Origin of the sequence: Methylobacterium sp. 391_Methyba4 (assembly GCF_029691625.1) — a bacterium.
GTDB lineage: Bacteria > Pseudomonadota > Alphaproteobacteria > Rhizobiales > Beijerinckiaceae > Methylobacterium > Methylobacterium fujisawaense.
Genome location: NZ_CP121475.1, coordinates 2,977,501 through 2,993,987 on the forward strand (window position 1 = coordinate 2,977,501; position 16,487 = coordinate 2,993,987).

Consider the following 16,487-nt stretch of genomic DNA (forward strand, 5'->3'; position numbering starts at 1 on the left):
GTCAGAAGATGCCTCAGCGCCCGGTCCACTTCCGCGGCCGGCGCCGATGAGCCGGGGTATAGGCCCTCGAGTTCGGCCCGTCAACCGGCGTTTCGCGATTCCGTTCCGAACCGCCGCGTTGTCCCGTTCTCGCCGGCCTTGGCCAACATGTCGGCGTCCTCCAACGGCCCGGGGTCAAGGCGCCTCAATCTCGACACGCTGGGCCGTGAGATGAGTTCATAGGGACAGATGCCGCTTCCGGCATCATCAGATTCGGCTTCAGCGCCTCGAGTCCTGCGAGGACGCCCGTTCGCCGTTGTGTTTTCAGGGCCTTCGAGTGAAGCGCGAGCGACTCAAGATCGGCGATGTGGCCGCCCTCTCCCCGGCGCGTGGAGTACAGGCGCCCCTCGATCATCTCGGCGCAACGGCGACCCAGATCGACCGTCGCGCCGTCAACCTGCGATGGCTTTGCGCCAGCAGCCTCACCGGCCTGACCGGGGCCGGCCTGATCGCGGCGGCTCTCCATGTTTCCCTTCAGGGGGACGTGTCCTTCGCGGCCATTCCCGAGAAGGCGACGGTCTTGCCGCGACCGCAGCCGAGCGAAAGCGGCGCCAATATCGCCCGGAAGGGTGACCGACTGATCCGCAACCTGATGATCGCGTCGGCCAAGCAGAGTTTCCGGGCGCCCGTCACGGTTCGCCTCGGGGATCGCGAGATCATCAAGGCTAAGGCGTTCGTACGGCTCACCACACCCCTGTCGATGACGACGGGCGTTTACGCGAGCGAGCCCCCCCGCTTCGATCCGATGAAGTTCGTATCCGACGAACCGTTGGAGCGTGCCCCCGAGGCCTCTGCCGATGCCCCCGGCGCCGAGGTCACCGTGGTGAAGCGCGATCTGGCTGAGGCCGCCGTCGACCCCAATGCACCCGCACTCACCGACGACGACGTCACCGCGCAGGTGGAGGAGGAGCGCCGCATCGCCGCCGAGGCGGGCCGTCGTGCCGCGATTCCGATCGCCCCGCAGATCATGCTGTCGCGCACGCTCCAGCAGGGCGCGACGGGGGATGGTGACGGCACGGCGCCGAAGGATGCCAACCCGTTCAAGGCGATCGAGGTGCTGGTCGTCCCCGAGAACGTCACGAAGGTCGCCAAGGTCGAACTCAAGCCCAATGAAGCGCCCCTCGTCGAAGAGCGCGACCTCGCGCTGAAGCGCGGCGAGACCCTGGAATCGACCCTCAAGGCCATCGGCTTCGCCAGCGACGACGCGATCCGCGGCATCGTCGCGGCGCTCGGCGGCAAGGCCCGCACGGCCGCCCTCAACGAGGGCCAGCCGATGCGCGTGCAGATCGCGCCGGGCCCTCATCCCGGCGATCCGCGCCAGGTGACCCGCGTCGTGCTCTATGGCGAGAACGGCATCGAGGGCATCGCTGCCCTGAACGATCGCGGCGCCTTCGTCTCGGTGGCGCCGCCCTCCGAGGAATCCCCCTCCCCCAAGCCGCAGGCTCAGGCTGAACCCGGCGAAGACGAGGATGCGGATTCCGGTTCGGGGCCGCGGCTGTATCAGAGCCTCTACGAGACGGCCGCGCGCCACGACCTGCCGCGGGCCGCCGTCGAGGATATCGTCCGGGTGTTCAGCTACGACCTGGACTTCCAGCGCCGCATCAGCAGCGGCGACGGGCTCGACGTGTTCTACAGCACCGACGACGATGCCAGCGCCGACCGTCCGGATCTTCTCTACGCGGCGCTGACGCTCGGTGGCGAGACCCGCAAGGTCTACCGCTTCCAATCCCCGGATGACGGGACGATCGACTATCTCGACGAGCAGGGCCGCTCGCTGAAGAAATTCCTGCTGCGCAAGCCCATCGCCGACGGGATTATGCGCTCCGGCTTCGGCTACCGGCGCCATCCGGTCCTGGGTTATGCCAAGCTTCACACCGGCGTCGACTGGTCCAATCCGATTGGCACCCCAATCATGGCAGCCGGCAACGGCGTGGTGATCCGCTCCGAGATGACCTCGGGCTATGGCAACCGGGTCGAGATCCAGCATGTCAACGGCTACGTGACGACCTACAACCACATGTCACGGTTCGGCCGCGGCATCCGGGAGGGCGTCAAGGTCCGGCAAGGGCAGGTCGTGGGCTATGTCGGCTCGACCGGCCTGTCGACCGGCGCCCATCTTCACTACGAGGTGATCATCAACGGCCACTTCGTCGATCCGATGAAGATCCGTGTCCCGCGTGGCCGGGAGCTCGACGGGCGCCTGCTCGCCGAGTTCAAGCGTCAGCGGGAGCAGATCGACGCCACCATGCAGAAGTCGAAGAGCGCCACCGCCATCGCCCAGCGCGATGCGGCGGTGCGCTGAGGCGATCGCTCAGGCGAAGCCGAGCCGGGCGCGGATGTCCCCGGGGGTCTGGCCGGCTTGCCGAAGGTCGGCGAGGGATTGCGAGCCGCGCGACTTGGACAGCTTCTCGCCCTCAGCGTCGTGCAGCAGCGGGTGGTGGTGGTAGCGCGGCGTCGGCAGGCCGAGCAGCGCTTGCAGGAGCACGTGCAGGTCGGTGGCGGCCTCCAGATCGCGGCCGCGAACCACATGGGTGATCCCCTCCGCGGCATCGTCGTGAACCACCGCGAGATGGTAGCTTGTCGGCACGTCGCGGCGCGCAATCACCGTATCGCCCCAGCGCCCCGGATCGGCCGCGATCCAGCGCTCTCCCGCCTCGTCGAAGGCGACGTAGCCGAGCGTCGAGCCGGCGCCGCGCAGGGCGGCCGCCATGTCGAGACGCCAGGTATGCGGATCGCCCCTGGCGAGACGGTCCGCCACGGACACGGGGGACTCGTGCCGGCAGGTGCCGGGATAGAGCGGCACGCCATCCGGATCGCAGGGGAACTCGCCCGCAGACGCGATCCGCGCCCGGATCTGCCCGCGCGAGCAGAAGCAGGGATAGGCGAGCCCGCGGCCGACGAGCCCGTCGAGGGCCGTCCGGTAGGCATCCATATACCGGGACTGACGCCGCACCGGCTCGGGATAGCTCAGCCCGAGCCAGGCGAGGTCCGAGACGATCCCGTCGATGAAGTCCGGCTTCGAGCGCGCGGGATCGATGTCCTCGATCCGCAGGCGGCAGAGGCCGCCCAGCCGGATGGCGAACTGCGCGTTGAGAAGCGCCGAGTAGGCGTGGCCGAGGTGCAGGCGTCCATTCGGGCTCGGCGCGAAACGCAGGACCGGCCCTCCCGCACTTCTGAGCCGCTCCGCCGAGGCGCCCGGATCGGCCGGTCTGCGCGGGTGCGGCGTCAGCCCTCGCGGCGGCGGAGGCATTGCAGCGCGCCGGGCTGGCAGGCGAAGCCGGGGAGCGAGCAGGCCGGGCCGTCTGCGAGCCGCTGACAAACCTTGCAGCCGTCGCTCCATTCGAGGCAGGCCGGATCCTCGGCCGCCGAGCGCAGCGGTGCTGGGTGACGGGCGGGCGCCAGGGCGCCGATGAGCACGGTGGCGATCACGAGGACCGCGATGCCCCAGGCGGCAAGCGCGCCGCTCGACGAGCGCGGTGCGGGCGGCAGAGGGCTGGTTGTCGACATGGGCGTCCTGTTGGCGCGGGACTCGCCCGCCTGTCAACGCGCGCCCTCAGGCCGCACGCGCGGATTGGCGCTCCAGCAGCGGGGGGAGCAGCTTCAGATTGAGCGGCTTGGCCAGGAACTCGTCGAAGCCGGCCGCCCGGGCGGCGATCTCGTCCTCGCGGCCCGCATTGGCGGTCAGTGCGACGAGATGGAGCCGGTGCGCGCAGCCCGATTCGGCCGCGCGGATCCGCCGGGCGGTCTCGTGCCCGTCGAGGCGCGGCATCCGCACGTCGATCAGCGCCAGGTCGAAGGGGCCGTCCGACTCAAACCGCTCGAGGGCCTCGACGCCGTCGGCCGCATGGACCACCGTGGCGCCGAGCCGTTCCAGCGCCCGGGTCGCCAGCAGCGCGTTGATCGGGTTGTCCTCGGCCAGCAGGACCCGAAGGTGGCTGCCGGTATGCGAGGGGGCCTCGGGCGGGGCGGCTGCGGCCTCGACCGGGCCCGTCGATGCGAGCAGGCGCTCGAACAGGGAGCGCGGGCGGACCGGTTTGATCAGGTAGCCGTCGAAGCCCGCCGCACCGGGCGCCCCGAAGCCGCGCCGGTCGAACGGCGAGAGGAGCACGAGGCTCGTGCGAACCCCGCAGGCCCGCGCCGCATCGGCGATCTGCCGCACGGCACCGTCGCCCAGCGCCCGGTCGGCCAGCACCACGTCGAAGGCGGCGCCCGACAGGGCGTCGAGGCCCGACTCGAGGCTGTCGACGATCACGGTGGCGGCTCCGGCCCGGGACAGGCTGCGGGCGAGGTACGGCGCCTGGAACGGCGAGTCGGCGACGATCAGACAGCGTCGCGCGGAGAGCGGCGGCAATGGGACCCGTCCGCCGTCACCGATGCCGGCCACCTCGGCCAGCGGCAACAGGATCCGGAAGGTCGAACCCCGCCCGAGGCGCGACTCCGCCTCGATCCGGCCGCCCATGCGGGTCACCAGACGCCGCGTGATGGCGAGACCCAGACCGGTGCCTTCATGGCTGCGGCTCGCGCTGCCGTCGCCCTGCTCGAATTCCTCGAACAGGATCGGCAGCCTCTCTTCCGGGATGCCTGGGCCGGTATCGGCCACGGCGAGCACGACCTCGCCGCCGGCTGCGGTCCGCACGAAGCTCAGGCTGACGCCGACGCCGCCCCGCTCGGTGAACTTGATGGCATTGCCCGCGAGATTGATCAGGATCTGCCGCACCCGGTCGGCGTCGCCCAGAACGGCGGCCGGAAAGTCCTCGGTCACGTCGAGGGCGATCTCGATCCCCTTGTCCTGCGCGCGGGGCGCGAGCAGCTCGACGACGCCCTCGGAGAGGGCCGGCAGGTCGAAGGGCTCGGCCGCGAGGTCGAGGCGCCCGGCTTCGATCCGCGAGAAGTCGAGGACCCCGTCGATCAGGCCGAGCAGCGCTTGGCCGCTGGTGCGCACCGCCTCCACGTAGGTGCGCTGCTCGGGGTTCAGCTCGGTTCCGAGCACGAGGTCGGCCATGCCCAGGATGCCGTTGAGCGGCGTCCGCATCTCGTGGCTCACCGTCGCCAGGAAGCGGGATTTCGCGACGCTGGCCGCCTCGGCGCGCTCCAGGGCCGCGTCGCGGCTGCGGATCGCCTCGACCCGGGCGGTGACGTCCCGGCCCGCGCGCAGCCAGTGCGTCGCGTCGCCGTGCGCCACCGGCATCTCCACGAAGGCGAACCAGCGCGCCCGCCCGTCCGCCGCCCGGACCTGCGCCTCCAGGCGGCGGACCCCGTCCGGCCCGATCTCCACGGCGTTGCGGTCGAGGATCTCGAGATCGTCCTGAGAGCCGATCAGCGCGATCGGCTCGCGGCCGAGCAGGCGGGCGAAATCCTCGTTGGCGTAGGTGATGCGCCCGCGGGCATCGCGCTGGACGATGATCTCGGTGGTGGCGGCCACCAGGGCGCGATAGCGGTCCTCGCTCTCGCTGATCCGCCAGATGCGGTCCTGCAGCCGCTCGGTCTCGCGCTCGGCGCGCCGCGTTCCGCGCACACGCCAGAGGCCGAGGCCCAGCGCGGCCGCTGTCAGGAGCGCCAGGACAGGCGCCATCATGTCGATCATTCCGGCCTCCCCGGCTTCAGGCCGGTCCGCCGCAGGATCGCAGCCGAAGCTGAAGGCCGCGTTGGGAAAGGCGCTTAACCGCCGGTTGCAGACTTCGCGGAGCCCGGGACGCCGCGCGCGCTTAACGGAACCGTGAGGTGATCCGAAAAGCGGCTCGCGAGTTGCCTGCCAGGACGCAGGTCCGGACGGAGACGCGACATGCCCGGTGAGCACTACGACGTCATCATTGTCGGGTCCGGTCCCGGCGGCGGCACGATGGCGTGGCGCCTCGCCCAGACGGGCAAGCGGATCCTGCTGATCGAGCGCGGCGACTACCTGCTGCGGGAGCCGCGGAACTGGGACAGTCAGGCGGTGATCGTCGACGGCTACTACCAGGCCAAGGAGACGTGGTACTCCTCCGACGGCAAAAGCTTCCACCCTGGCCTTCACTACTATGTCGGCGGGAACTCGAAGTTCTACGGATCGATCCTCTTCCGCCTCCGCGAGAAGGACTTCTCCGAGATCCGCCACCAGGACGGCGTCGCGCCGGCCTGGCCCGTCGGCTACGACGTCTTCGAGCCGTACTATCAGGCGGCCGAGGAGCTGTTCCACGTCCACGGGCTGCGCGGCGAGGACCCGACCGAGCCCTGGTCGACGAAGCCCTACGCCCATCCGCCGGTGGCGCACGAGCCGCGGATCCAAGAGCTGTTCGACAACCTGAAGCGGGCCGGCCACCACCCGTTCCACCTGCCGGTGGGCGTGCGGCTGGTGGAGAAGGACGGCCGCGCGGTGCCGACCTCGCCCTGCATCAAGTGCGAATCCTTCGACGGATTCCCCTGCCCCACCAACGGCAAGTCCGATGCCCAGACCATGGTGGTGGACCCGGCCCTGCGGGACTGCCCGAACCTGACGCTGCTCACCCGCACCTATGTCGAGCGCCTCGTCACCGACCCCTCCGGCCGCACCGTCACGGGCATCGTCGGCGCGCGCGACGGCGCGCCCTTCGAGGCCTCGGCCGACCTCGTCGTGGTGGCCTGCGGCGCCCTCTCCTCGGCGCTGCTGCTGCTGCGCTCGGCCAGCGACCGACACCCGAACGGCCTCGCCAACGGGTCGGACCAGGTCGGGCGCAACTACATGCGCCACAATAACTCGACGGTGCTGGCGATCTCGAAGGTCCCGAACCCGACCCGGTTCCAGAAGACGCTCGGCCTCAACGACTTCTACTTCGGCGATCCGGACCCGAAGGACGGCTGGGAGTTCCCCCTCGGCCACATCCAGATGGTCGGCAAATCGGACGGGGCCCAGATCCACGGCGAGGGCCTGCCGGGCTTCCTGCAATGGTTCCCCGACAAGCCCTTCGACTGGATCGCCAAGCACTCCGTCGATTTCTGGCTGACCTCGGAGGACGTGCCGCTCCCGCAGAACCGGATCTTCTACAAGGACGGCAAGGTCCATCTCGACCTCACCGAGACGAACGTCGAGGCGCACAAGCGGCTCCGGCAGAAGCTGCGCGAGATCTGCAGCTTCACCGACATCCACCCGCACCTGTTCGACCGCTCGCTCTATCTCGGCAAGAACGTCCCGATCGGCGGGACGGCCCACCAGGCGGGGACCCTGCGGTTCGGCGAGGATCCGAAGACGTCGGTGCTCGATCCGAACTGCAAGGCGCACGAGTTGGACAACCTCTACGTGACCGATGCCAGCTTCTTCCCGTCGATCGGCGCCGTGAACCCGACGCTGACCATCATCGCCAACGCCCTGCGGGTCGCCGATCATCTCGTCGCCCGGATGGGGGCCCGGGACGCGATCGCGCCGCCCCGGCTTTTCGATCACACCGAGCCGCGGGAGCCGCTGCCCGCCTGAGGATCGGGGGGCGCGGAACACCGCTCCCGCCCGGCGCCGCATCCTGAAGTACACGCGCCGGCGGGCCTCGAAGGCGGCTTCCAGGACGCGCGCGACCTGTGGAGAGCTCTCCCGAGGTCGCCGCGTTCCGGCACCTCGGGATGCGGGGCCGGCTTCGGATGTGCGTCATCGTCCCCGCGCGCCGGTGGCGCCGGGGGCATGGCCCGGGAGCGAACACGAGGGACGCGGGACGCCGCGGGAACCCAGGTGTCGGCCAAAGTCGCGCGGGATCCGATCCCCGCGGCGCCCCGCGGCATCGACCGGGCGCCTGCCCCGGCCGGTGCCGTCTTTCTCGTCGCGGCGTCTCCAGCGCCCCGGTCCTGCGACTCCCTGTTAGCGGTCTCGGGCGAGGCCCAGGCACGCCGTGCCCGCACCTCCGGAACCCGCATCAGCGCCGTGGCCTTCCAGCCGCCCCCCGCCTCGTAGTGGGCGGGTCCGCAGGTCGCTCAGGGTCGGCCCAGAGGCGGGTCGGCGCGGGGGCATTTCCTCGACCCCGCCGGGCAAACTGCCGCCCGGTCTCACGCCCGCTTCCGAGACACGCCCCGCACCGGTCCGCCGCCCGGGGCGATGGCGGCTGAAAGCCACCGACGCGGGCGCCGCCCCGCCCCCGGACCCGCCCGGTCAGCCACCGGGCGGGCCCCCGAAGGACGCCCCGGGATCGCTCCCGGGCCGCCGCGGACAGGTGCGGTCAGGAAGCACAAAATAGGAACATTGTCAAGGTGCGGGCGGCGCGGCACGCGGGACTGGGCCTGTCCGCCGCGGTTTTCCGTACGTCCCCGCGCCGTCATTCCGGGGCGCCGCGGGCGCGCCGGAAATCCGGTGCCGCGGTCGGCGCGTCCGGATCCCGGGCTCCGCGCAGCAACACCGGGATGACGGGGAAGCGGCCGCGTCTGCTATGTCGGCGGTCCGAATCCTCATCGATCGCGCCGCCCGTGGCCATTGACCATATCGATCTCAGCCGGATCGACCTGAACCTGCTGGTCGCCCTGGATGCGCTGCTCGACGAGCGCAGCGTCACGCGGGCGGCCGCACGGGTGGGGATCGGTCAGTCGGCGATGAGTTCGAGCCTCGCCCGCCTGCGACGCCTGTTCGACGACGAACTCCTGACCCGGGCGCCGGACGGGATGCGGCCGACACCCCGCGCCCTCAAGATCGCCGAGCCGCTGCGGGCCACCCTCCGGCAGGTGCAGGCGCTGGTGCATCGGGAGGAGCGGTTCGACCCGGCCACCGTCGAGCGCAGCTTCACGGTGAGCCTGCCGGACAGCGTCGAAGCGCTGCTCGGGCCGCGGCTGATCGCGCAGCTCCGCCGGGATGCGCCCGGCATCCGGCTCCTGCTGCGCTCGGTCGACCGGACCCGGATCCTCGACGAACTCGACGCCGACCAGGTCGATCTCGCCATCGGCCTGTTCTCCGAGGGGCAGCTCCACCACAAGCAGCGCCTCCTCTACCGCGACAGCTACGTGGTGCTGTTCAACGCCGCGCTGATCGGCCTGGAGCCGCCGATCGGGCTGGACGACTACCTGCGCTTCCCCCACGTGCTGACGTCCCTGCGCGAAACCGCCCACGGGGTGGTCGACGACGCCCTCGCGTTGATCGGCCGCTCGCGCACCCTGGCGGTGACGACCCCACGCTTCCTCGTCGTCCCGTTCATGGTCCGGGCGGCGCCGGTGATCGCCACGATGCACGCCCGGCTCGCCACCTCCTTCGCCAACGCTCTCGCGCTCAGCGTCAGCCCCGTGCCGGTGCCCCTCGACGACGTGGCCGTGTCGATGCTGTGGCACGCCTCGTACGACCACGACCCGGCCCATCGCTGGCTCCGGGATCTGCTGGTCCGGCTGGCCCACGAACCGCCCGCCCCCGGCATCATCTGAGCTCGGCGCTCACAGCTCGGCGCTCACAGGCAGGGATCGTCCGCGGTCTCCAGGCGGCCGCTCGCGATCGCCGCGCGGAACAGCGCGAAATCGGCCGCATTGCGCTCCGCATAGGCCGCAGCCCAGTCGGCGATCGCCGCGCAGAGGTCGTCGTGTTTGCCGCTGCCGCAATAGCCGGCGATCGCCGCCGCATCGCCGGTCCGCGCATGGGCGCGGGCGAGGAGCGTGCCGTAGGCGTACGAGAAGGTCAGGAGCGGCGCGCCGGACATCCGCGCCAGCGGGATCGCGCCCTTCAGGTTCTTCATCTGCCGGACGTAGAACGGGCGGCCCGCGATGCTGGTCCAGCCGAGCAGCGGATCGCCCACCGCCTGGAGCAGGCGCTGGCCGTAGATCACGCGCTCGCCCTCGTGCCCGGAAAAGGGCGCCGGCACCCGCGGCAGGTACGGCGCGTGCGCCGGACGGACCGCCTCCTTGACCTGGAGGAAGAGTGCGTCCGCGTCGGAATTGCCGAACAGCAGCGCCAGGTAGGCGCGGGTCCCGACGCTGCCCACGCCGACGACGCGATGGGCGACATCGACCACATGGTAGCGGTCGAGCATGAAGCGCCGCTCCCGCGGCAGGGTCTCGGCGTAGCGCTCCAGACCGGTGACGACGCCCTCGCGGGTCGCCTCGTCCACGGGCGTCAGGATCGGCGGATCGGTTTGCAGGCGCCAGCTGCCGTCGGTGCGCCGCTCGGCGACCTGGGCGAGGAGGCTGCGGTTGTTCCGCCGCCGCGCCTTGTCGACGGCCCGCCGCACCACGGCCCGGGCCTCGGCATCCATCTGCAACCCGGCGATGTGCGGTGCGTCGGCACGCGTGGTCTGGTACCAGACGTCGAGGGAGCCCTGCGGCGCCAGGCGCCGCATCGTGTGTTGGTAGCCGGAGACCGCCTCCATGACGGAGGCGCGCCGCTCGGCCGCCGGCGCGCCCGCATCCGCGATGGCGACCGCGAGGCCGGCCGCGAGGCGCTTGAGATCCCATTCCCACGGGCCGATCGTGACCTCGTCGAAATCGTTGAGGTCGAGGACGACGTCGCGCTGCGGCGTACCGAACAGGCCGAAATTGTCCGTGTGCGCGTCGCCGTTCATCACCACGTCGATGCCGCTGCGCGGCCCACGCGACAGGTCCCAGGCCATGACATGGGCGGCCCCGCGCAGGAACGCGAAGGGCGAGGATGCCATCCGGGCGACCCGCAAGGGGATCAGATGCGGCTGACGGCCCTTATGCGCGGCCTCGATCAGGGCGATCGGGTCGGGCCGGTCCGGACCGGGATCCAGCGTGGCCTGGCTCGCATGGGGCACCTCGGCGCGCAGCCGCTTGCCGGCCTTGCGGCGCTTGTCCCAGGCCTCGACGCCCACGCGGAGGTCGATCCGCGGAAACTCCGCGACCGGCGCGAGCACCGAGTCCATACCCGGGGCGTCGGAAACGCCGGTTTCCGGGGCAGTCCTGTCGCTCTCGATGCGATCCATCGATGTCCCATCGCGGCATGCAGGGCGGCCGCGGCCGTACGGGTCTCCCCCCCGAGCCGGGAGCGATTTCCATACGGTAGCATCGGCCCCGCTCTGTGACGTCCCGGGCCCGAACGGCCCTTGACCACTCTATAGGCGAGCCCTCTAACGAACCGAGTATTCGCGGGGCGTTTCCGGGTGCCGGGCCGTTCACAGCGTCGCGATCAGAGTTCCGGAAGTGGACGGGGCGTTCCGGGAACGCCGTTGCATCAGCGAGACTTCGCATGCCCAAGGGTTCAGATCTCCTCGTCGCCGCCCTCGAGAACGAGGGGGTCGACCGAATCTTCGGGATTCCCGGCGAGGAGAATCTCGACGTCGTCGAATCCCTGCGCAACTCCAAGATCGAGCTGATCCTGACCCGCCACGAGCAGGCGGCGAGCTTCATGGCCGCCACCCATGGCCGCCTCACCGGCCGCCCCGGCGTCTGCCTCTCGACCCTGGGTCCCGGCGCCCTGAACTTCTCCACCGGCGCCGCCTACGCCCATCTCGGCGCGATGCCGATGATCATCATCACCGGCCAGAAGGGCATCCTGTCGTCGCGGCAGGCCAAGTTCCAGATCGTCGACGTGATCAGCTCCATGAAGCCGATCACCAAGATGGCCCGGCAGATCGTCTCGGCCTCCTCGATCCCCACCATCGTGCGCGACGCCTTCCGGGTCGCCACCGAGGAGCGGCCGGGCCCGGTGCTGCTGGAGCTGCCCGAGGACATCGCGGCCGAGGAGGCCGAGGCCCACCTCGTGCCCTCGCACCCGATCGACATCCCGGTGGCCCATCCCACCGCCATCGCGCGCGCCGCCGCCATGATCCTGAAGGCCGAGCGCCCGCTGATCATGCTGGGCGCCGCCGCGAGCCGCCCCCGGGCCACCGGCGAACTCGGCGGCTTCGTGCAGCGGACCCAGATCCCGTTCTTCACCACCCAGATGGGCAAGGGCACGGTGGCGAGCGGCACGAACCTCTACATGGGCACGGCGGCGCTCTCCGAGCGCGACTACGTCCACGAGGCGATCGACCGGGCCGACCTGATCATCGCCATCGGCCACGACACGATCGAGAAGCCGCCCTTCTTCATGGGCCAGCACGACCAGAAGGTCCTGCACATCAGCTACATGCCGGCCAATGTCGAGCAGGTCTACTATCCCGACGCCGAGGTGGTGGGCGACCTCGGCCCCACCCTGAAGCTGCTCGCCGACCAACTCGACGGCAAGCTCCCCAACGCCGGCGCCCTGCTCCACCTGCGCGAGCACATCCTCAACCACATCGCCGACCGGGCCGGCGAGGACCGCTTCCCGGTGACGCCGCAGCGGCTCGTGCGCGACGTGCGCCGGGTGATCCCCGAGGACGGCATCGTCTGCCTCGACAACGGGATGTACAAGATCTGGTTCGCCCGGAACTACCGGACCTACGTCGCCAACACGCTGCTCCTCGACAACGCGCTGGCCACGATGGGCGCGGGCCTGCCCTCGGCCATGATGGCGGCGATGCTCTACCCGAACCGGCGCGTCATGGCGGTGTGCGGCGACGGCGGGTTCATGATGAACAGCCAGGAGATGGAGACCGCGGTCCGCCTCAAGCTCAACCTCGTGGTGCTGGTGCTGGACGACTCGGCCTACGGGATGATCCGCTGGAAGCAGGCGGTCGACAAGTTCGCCGATTACGGGATGACCTTCAGCAACCCGGACTTCGTGCTCTACGCCAAGTCGTACGGGGCCACCGGCCACCGGGTCGAGTCGGTCAACGACCTCGTGCCGACCCTCGACCGGGCCTTCGCGGCGGGCGGCGTCCACCTCGTGGCGGTCCCGATCGATTATTCCGAAAACACCCGCGTGCTGGTCGACGAGCTGCGCGCCAAGGTGAAGGATTTCGAGCCGGCCGAGTAAGGCTGGTGTCGCAGTTGGGTCGGGACCAAGACAGGGCAGCGCGATGAACCCGTTCACCTTCCAGACCACGCCGAACGTGCTGTTCGAGGCCGGCGCCTCCAGGAAGCTGCCCGAGATCGTCGGCCGCTTCGGGGCGAAGCGCGTCCTGCTGGTCACCGACAAGGGCGTGCGCGGCGCCGGGCTGACCCAGGCCGCCGAGGCGGCTTTGGCGGAGGCCGGCGTCAGCCTCGACGTCTACGAGGACGTGGTGGCCGATCCGCCCTCCACGGTGATCGAGGCGGCGGCCAAGCGCGCCCGGGAGCTCGGGACCGATCTGGTCCTGTCGATCGGCGGCGGCTCGGCGCTCGATACCGCCAAGCTGGTCGCCTACCTCGCCAAGTCCGACGAGCCGCTCGACGCGATCTACGGCGTCGGCCTCGCCACGGGCGACCGGCTTCCGCTGATCCTCGTTCCCACCACCGCCGGCACCGGCTCGGAGGTGACGCCGATCTCGATCGTCACGACGCCGACCACCGAGAAGAAGGGCGTCGTCGCCCCGAAATTGCTGCCCGACTGGGCGGTGCTCGACCCGGAGCTGACGCTGGGCCTGCCGTCCCACGTCACGGCCGCCACCGGCATCGACGCCATGGTCCACGCCATCGAAGCCTTCACCAGCAAGAACAAGAAGAACCCGATCTCCGACCAGCTCGCCAAGCAGGCGCTGGCGCTGCTCTCGGCCAACATCCGCACCGCCTGCACGGACGGGGCGAATCTCGAGGCGCGCTCCGGCATGCTGCTCGGCTCGATGCTCGCCGGCATGGCCTTCGCCAACGCGCCGGTGGCGGCGGTCCACGCCCTGGCCTACCCGGTCGGGGCGATCTTCCACGTGCCGCACGGGCTCTCGAACGCGCTCGTGCTGATGGGGGTGATGCGCTTCAACCTCTCGCACGCGGAGGCGCTCTACGCCGAGCTGGCGCCGATCCTCGATCCCGCGGCTGCGGATCTGCCGCCGTCCGAGGCCGCCAAGCGCTTCGTGGAGAGCCTCGACGCGATCTGCCGCGACTGCAAGGTTCCGGCGTCCCTCGCCGAGGTCGGCGTCGCCCGGCAGGACCTGGAGCGCATGGCCTCCGACGCGATGAAGCAGACGCGGCTCCTCGTGAACAACCCGCGCGAGGTCACCTACGACGACGCCTTCGCGATCTACGCCGAGGCACTGGGCGAGGCACGCCCGGCGGCGTGAGGGCGGAAGCGGCGCTGGACTGCCGCTCGGCCAGTCCCGGCCACGCCGTCATTGCGAGCGCAGCGAAGCGACCCAGGGCAGCGCGACCTCGCCGAGCGAGACGCTGCTGGATTGCTTCGCTCCGCTCGCAAGGACGGAGGCGACGTTTCAGCCCTAGGGCTGTGAGGAGAAACGCCAGCATGGACCAGTTCGACGCGTTCCGGGCGATGGGCGAGTTCTGGACCCGGGCGGGCACGGGCTTCTTCACGCAGGGTCTGGGGCCATCCGCGCCCGGCTTCGGCTGGCCGACCTTTCCGGCACCCGATCTCGCCGGCATGGCCGCCGCCCAGTCCAAGCTCACCGAGGCCTGGACCGCCGCCAACACCCTCTCGCAGACACTCGCGACATCGCTCCAGGGCGGCCCCGGGGCGCCGGACCCGACCGCCGGGGCGGTGCTCGCCCGGATCTTCGATCCCCAGGCCTGGCTCGGCGGCTCGGGCGAGTTCGACGCCGCGCTGACCCGCATGGCCGAGGGCCCGCAGCTCGCCGACCTGTGGCAGACCGAGCGACGCTACGCGGCCCTGTTCACCGCCTGGGCGACGCTGCGGCGAGCGCAGAGCGAGCATCAGGCCGTGATGCTCGACGCCTGGACCCGCGCCGCCGGCACCTTCGCCCAGGAGGCCAATGCCCGCGCCGAGCGCGGCGAGAGCTTCGCCTCCGCCCGGGAGATGATGACGCGCTGGATCGAGACCGCCAACGCGGTCCTGCTGGAGGTCCAGCGCTCGGACAAGTTCCTGGCCTCGCAGCGGGCGGTGCTGCGGGCCTCCACCGATCTGCGGCTCGCCCAGCAGGACGTCGCGGCCTTCCTGTCCGAGCTCTACGGCCAGCCGACCCGGGCCGAGCTCGACGACGTCCACAAGAGCCTCACCGAGCTGCGCCGCGAGGTGCGGGCGCTCCGCCGCGAGCGCCGGCAGGCCGGCAAGGTCGCGCAGGCGGGTGGTTCAGAGGTCGGGAAGGAAGCCCATGGCTGACCAGGAAAGCCCGAAGGGGCCGGCCGCTCCGCTGAATCTCACACCCGCCGCGTTGCTGGCCGAAGTCGGCACCCTCGGCCGCCGGATCAGCGAGGGGGCCAAGCTGTTCGCCGATGTCAGCGACGCCGACGTCGCGATCGCTACCACGCCGAAGGATCTGGTCTGGAGCCAGGACAAGGTCCGGCTCTACCGCTACCGGCCCCTCGCCGAGAGCAAGGGCCTGCCGCCGGTCCTGATCGTCTACGGCCTGATCGGCCGCTACACGATGGCCGACCTGCAGGAGGACCGCTCGCTGGTCCGCAACCTGCTGAACCTCGGCCTCGACCTCTACGTGGTCGATTGGGGCAATCCCGGCCGGGCCGACCGCTACGTCACCATCGACGATTACGTGGACGGCTACCTCGCCGAGTGCGTCGCCGTCATCCAGGAGGCGGCGAAGCGCGACAGGATCAGCCTGCTCGGGATCTGCGAGGGCGGGGTCTTCACCACCTGCTACGCGGCGCTCTACCCCGAGACCGTCAACGCGATGGTGCTGACCATCACGCCGATCGACTTCCATGCCGATGCCCGGGATGCCCGCGCCGGCCACGGCTTCATCAATGTCTGGACGCGCTCGCTGACGCCCGAGGACGTGGACCGGCTGATCGACGCGCAGGGCTCCCTGCCCGGCGCTTTCATGGGCTCGGTGTTCTCCATGATGACGCCGATGCGCACCCTGACGAAGTACAACCTCGACCTGCTCGACGCCCTCGACGACAAGAAGAAGTTTTTGAACTTCCTGCGCATGGAGAAGTGGATCGCCGACCGTCCGGACCATCCCGGCGAGGCGGCGAAGCAGTGGCTCAAGGATCTCTACCAGGACAACAAGCTGGTCCAGAGTGCCTTCGAGCTCGGCGGCCGGACGGTGGATCTGAAGGCCATCACCTGCCCGGTGCTGAACGTCTTCGCCCAGGACGACCACATCATCCCGCCCGCCACCTCGCAGGCGCTGAAGGACAAGATCGGCACCGCGGATTACACCGAGATGGGTCTGCCCGGCGGCCATGTCGGCGTGTTCGTCGGCGGCAAGGCCCAGAAGCTGCTTGGGTCGGGCATCGCCGACTGGCTCGGCCAGCGGGGGTAGGATGTCGGCCCGACGATTCTCGATGAGCACGATGCCCCTCCCCTCCCCCCGCTGTGGGGACGGCGACTGGACACACCCATCGTGCGCTGCGCCGCGGCGGCGGGATCAAGCGCGGGTCCCCTCTCCCGTGCGGGAGAGGGACAGGGTGAGGGATCAGGTCCGTCCGATAAAGGCGCGACCTGACGGCGCTTCGAGGGCGTGCTCCATCCTGACGCGGCCCGTCCCTGACCCCGACCCTCTCCCGCACGGGAGAGGGGGCGCCTCGCGATCTGCCGCGGAGGCCAGCGTTCAATCCGGGCCGATGGACATCGTCGCTTCCCGGAGAAGGGCGAGCGC

Annotated in this window: 11 protein-coding genes; 7 read left to right on the plus strand and 4 right to left on the minus strand. The window is 70.6% G+C overall.

Going from position 1 to position 16,487, the window contains the following annotated elements; translation table 11 throughout:
- The first annotated feature begins 316 nt into the window (after nucleotides 1–316).
- Nucleotides 317–2,341: a M23 family metallopeptidase gene (locus P9K36_RS13855; RefSeq protein WP_043757645.1), complete on the plus strand. Its 2,025-nt coding sequence runs from the start codon at nucleotides 317–319 to the stop codon at nucleotides 2,339–2,341.
- 9 nt (nucleotides 2,342–2,350) lie between these two features.
- Here the strand turns inward: P9K36_RS13855 and gluQRS are convergent, their stop codons facing one another.
- Genes gluQRS through P9K36_RS13870 form a run of 3 tightly spaced genes read right to left on the minus strand, consistent with a single transcriptional unit; the run spans nucleotide 2,351 to nucleotide 5,623 of the window.
- Entirely contained in the window at nucleotides 2,351–3,289 is a 939-nt protein-coding gene (gene gluQRS / locus P9K36_RS13860; protein WP_100793959.1) for a tRNA glutamyl-Q(34) synthetase GluQRS, read from the minus strand.
- On the minus strand, nucleotides 3,265–3,546 hold the full coding sequence (locus P9K36_RS13865; protein WP_043388232.1) for a hypothetical protein: 282 nt from the start codon (nucleotides 3,544–3,546) through the stop codon (nucleotides 3,265–3,267). Before P9K36_RS13865 ends, gluQRS begins: the two co-directional genes overlap by 25 nt.
- A gap of 46 nt (nucleotides 3,547–3,592) precedes the next feature.
- On the minus strand, nucleotides 3,593–5,623 hold the full coding sequence (locus P9K36_RS13870) for an ATP-binding protein (protein WP_278307146.1): 2,031 nt from the start codon (nucleotides 5,621–5,623) through the stop codon (nucleotides 3,593–3,595).
- Between the two features lie 198 nt (nucleotides 5,624–5,821).
- On the opposite strand from P9K36_RS13870, the gene P9K36_RS13875 reads away from it, so the two are divergent.
- Both P9K36_RS13875 and P9K36_RS13880 read left to right on the plus strand, forming a co-directional pair.
- On the plus strand, nucleotides 5,822–7,465 hold the full coding sequence (locus P9K36_RS13875; RefSeq protein WP_278307147.1) for a GMC family oxidoreductase: 1,644 nt from the start codon (nucleotides 5,822–5,824) through the stop codon (nucleotides 7,463–7,465).
- A gap of 971 nt (nucleotides 7,466–8,436) precedes the next feature.
- Nucleotides 8,437–9,375: a LysR family transcriptional regulator gene (locus P9K36_RS13880; protein ID WP_043357345.1), complete on the plus strand. Its 939-nt coding sequence runs from the start codon at nucleotides 8,437–8,439 to the stop codon at nucleotides 9,373–9,375.
- A 23-nt stretch (nucleotides 9,376–9,398) separates the two neighbouring features.
- Here the strand turns inward: P9K36_RS13880 and P9K36_RS13885 are convergent, their stop codons facing one another.
- Nucleotides 9,399–10,883, minus strand: coding sequence for a DUF2252 domain-containing protein (locus P9K36_RS13885; RefSeq protein WP_081948867.1), 1,485 nt, complete (start codon nucleotides 10,881–10,883; stop codon nucleotides 9,399–9,401).
- A gap of 263 nt (nucleotides 10,884–11,146) precedes the next feature.
- Between P9K36_RS13885 and P9K36_RS13890 the strand changes: the two genes are divergently transcribed.
- The 4 genes from P9K36_RS13890 to phaC all read left to right on the plus strand — a co-directional run bounded on the left by P9K36_RS13890 (nucleotide 11,147) and on the right by phaC (nucleotide 16,151).
- Complete coding sequence (locus P9K36_RS13890; RefSeq protein WP_053610259.1) at nucleotides 11,147–12,799, plus strand: acetolactate synthase large subunit; 1,653 nt, start codon at nucleotides 11,147–11,149, stop codon at nucleotides 12,797–12,799.
- A gap of 43 nt (nucleotides 12,800–12,842) precedes the next feature.
- Nucleotides 12,843–14,018, plus strand: a complete 1,176-nt coding sequence (locus tag P9K36_RS13895; RefSeq protein ID WP_278307148.1) for an iron-containing alcohol dehydrogenase — start codon at nucleotides 12,843–12,845, stop codon at nucleotides 14,016–14,018.
- Nucleotides 14,019–14,197: 179 nt separating this feature from the next.
- Nucleotides 14,198–15,028, plus strand: coding sequence for a poly(R)-hydroxyalkanoic acid synthase subunit PhaE (locus P9K36_RS13900; protein WP_043757659.1), 831 nt, complete (start codon nucleotides 14,198–14,200; stop codon nucleotides 15,026–15,028).
- The gene (gene phaC / locus P9K36_RS13905) at nucleotides 15,021–16,151 is read left to right on the plus strand and encodes a class III poly(R)-hydroxyalkanoic acid synthase subunit PhaC (protein ID WP_051045109.1); all 1,131 of its coding nucleotides are present in this window, start codon (nucleotides 15,021–15,023) and stop codon (nucleotides 16,149–16,151) included. Before P9K36_RS13900 ends, phaC begins: the two co-directional genes overlap by 8 nt.
- Nucleotides 16,152–16,487: the final 336 nt, after the last annotated feature.

What these genes read in the sequence shown, in the direction of transcription:
- P9K36_RS13900 (WP_043757659.1), top strand. Translation starts at nt 14,198, where the DNA reads ATGGACCAGTTCGACGCGTTCCGGGCGATGGGCGAGTTCTGGACCCGG.
- P9K36_RS13890 (WP_053610259.1), top strand. Translation starts at nt 11,147, where the DNA reads ATGCCCAAGGGTTCAGATCTCCTCGTCGCCGCCCTCGAGAACGAGGGG.
- P9K36_RS13875 (WP_278307147.1), top strand. Translation starts at nt 5,822, where the DNA reads ATGCCCGGTGAGCACTACGACGTCATCATTGTCGGGTCCGGTCCCGGC.
- P9K36_RS13885 (WP_081948867.1), bottom strand. Translation starts at nt 10,883, where the DNA reads ATGGATCGCATCGAGAGCGACAGGACTGCCCCGGAAACCGGCGTTTCC.
- P9K36_RS13865 (WP_043388232.1), bottom strand. Translation starts at nt 3,546, where the DNA reads ATGTCGACAACCAGCCCTCTGCCGCCCGCACCGCGCTCGTCGAGCGGC.
- P9K36_RS13895 (WP_278307148.1), top strand. Translation starts at nt 12,843, where the DNA reads ATGAACCCGTTCACCTTCCAGACCACGCCGAACGTGCTGTTCGAGGCC.
- phaC (WP_051045109.1), top strand. Translation starts at nt 15,021, where the DNA reads ATGGCTGACCAGGAAAGCCCGAAGGGGCCGGCCGCTCCGCTGAATCTC.
- P9K36_RS13870 (WP_278307146.1), bottom strand. Translation starts at nt 5,623, where the DNA reads ATGATCGACATGATGGCGCCTGTCCTGGCGCTCCTGACAGCGGCCGCG.
- gluQRS (WP_100793959.1), bottom strand. Translation starts at nt 3,289, where the DNA reads ATGCCTCCGCCGCCGCGAGGGCTGACGCCGCACCCGCGCAGACCGGCC.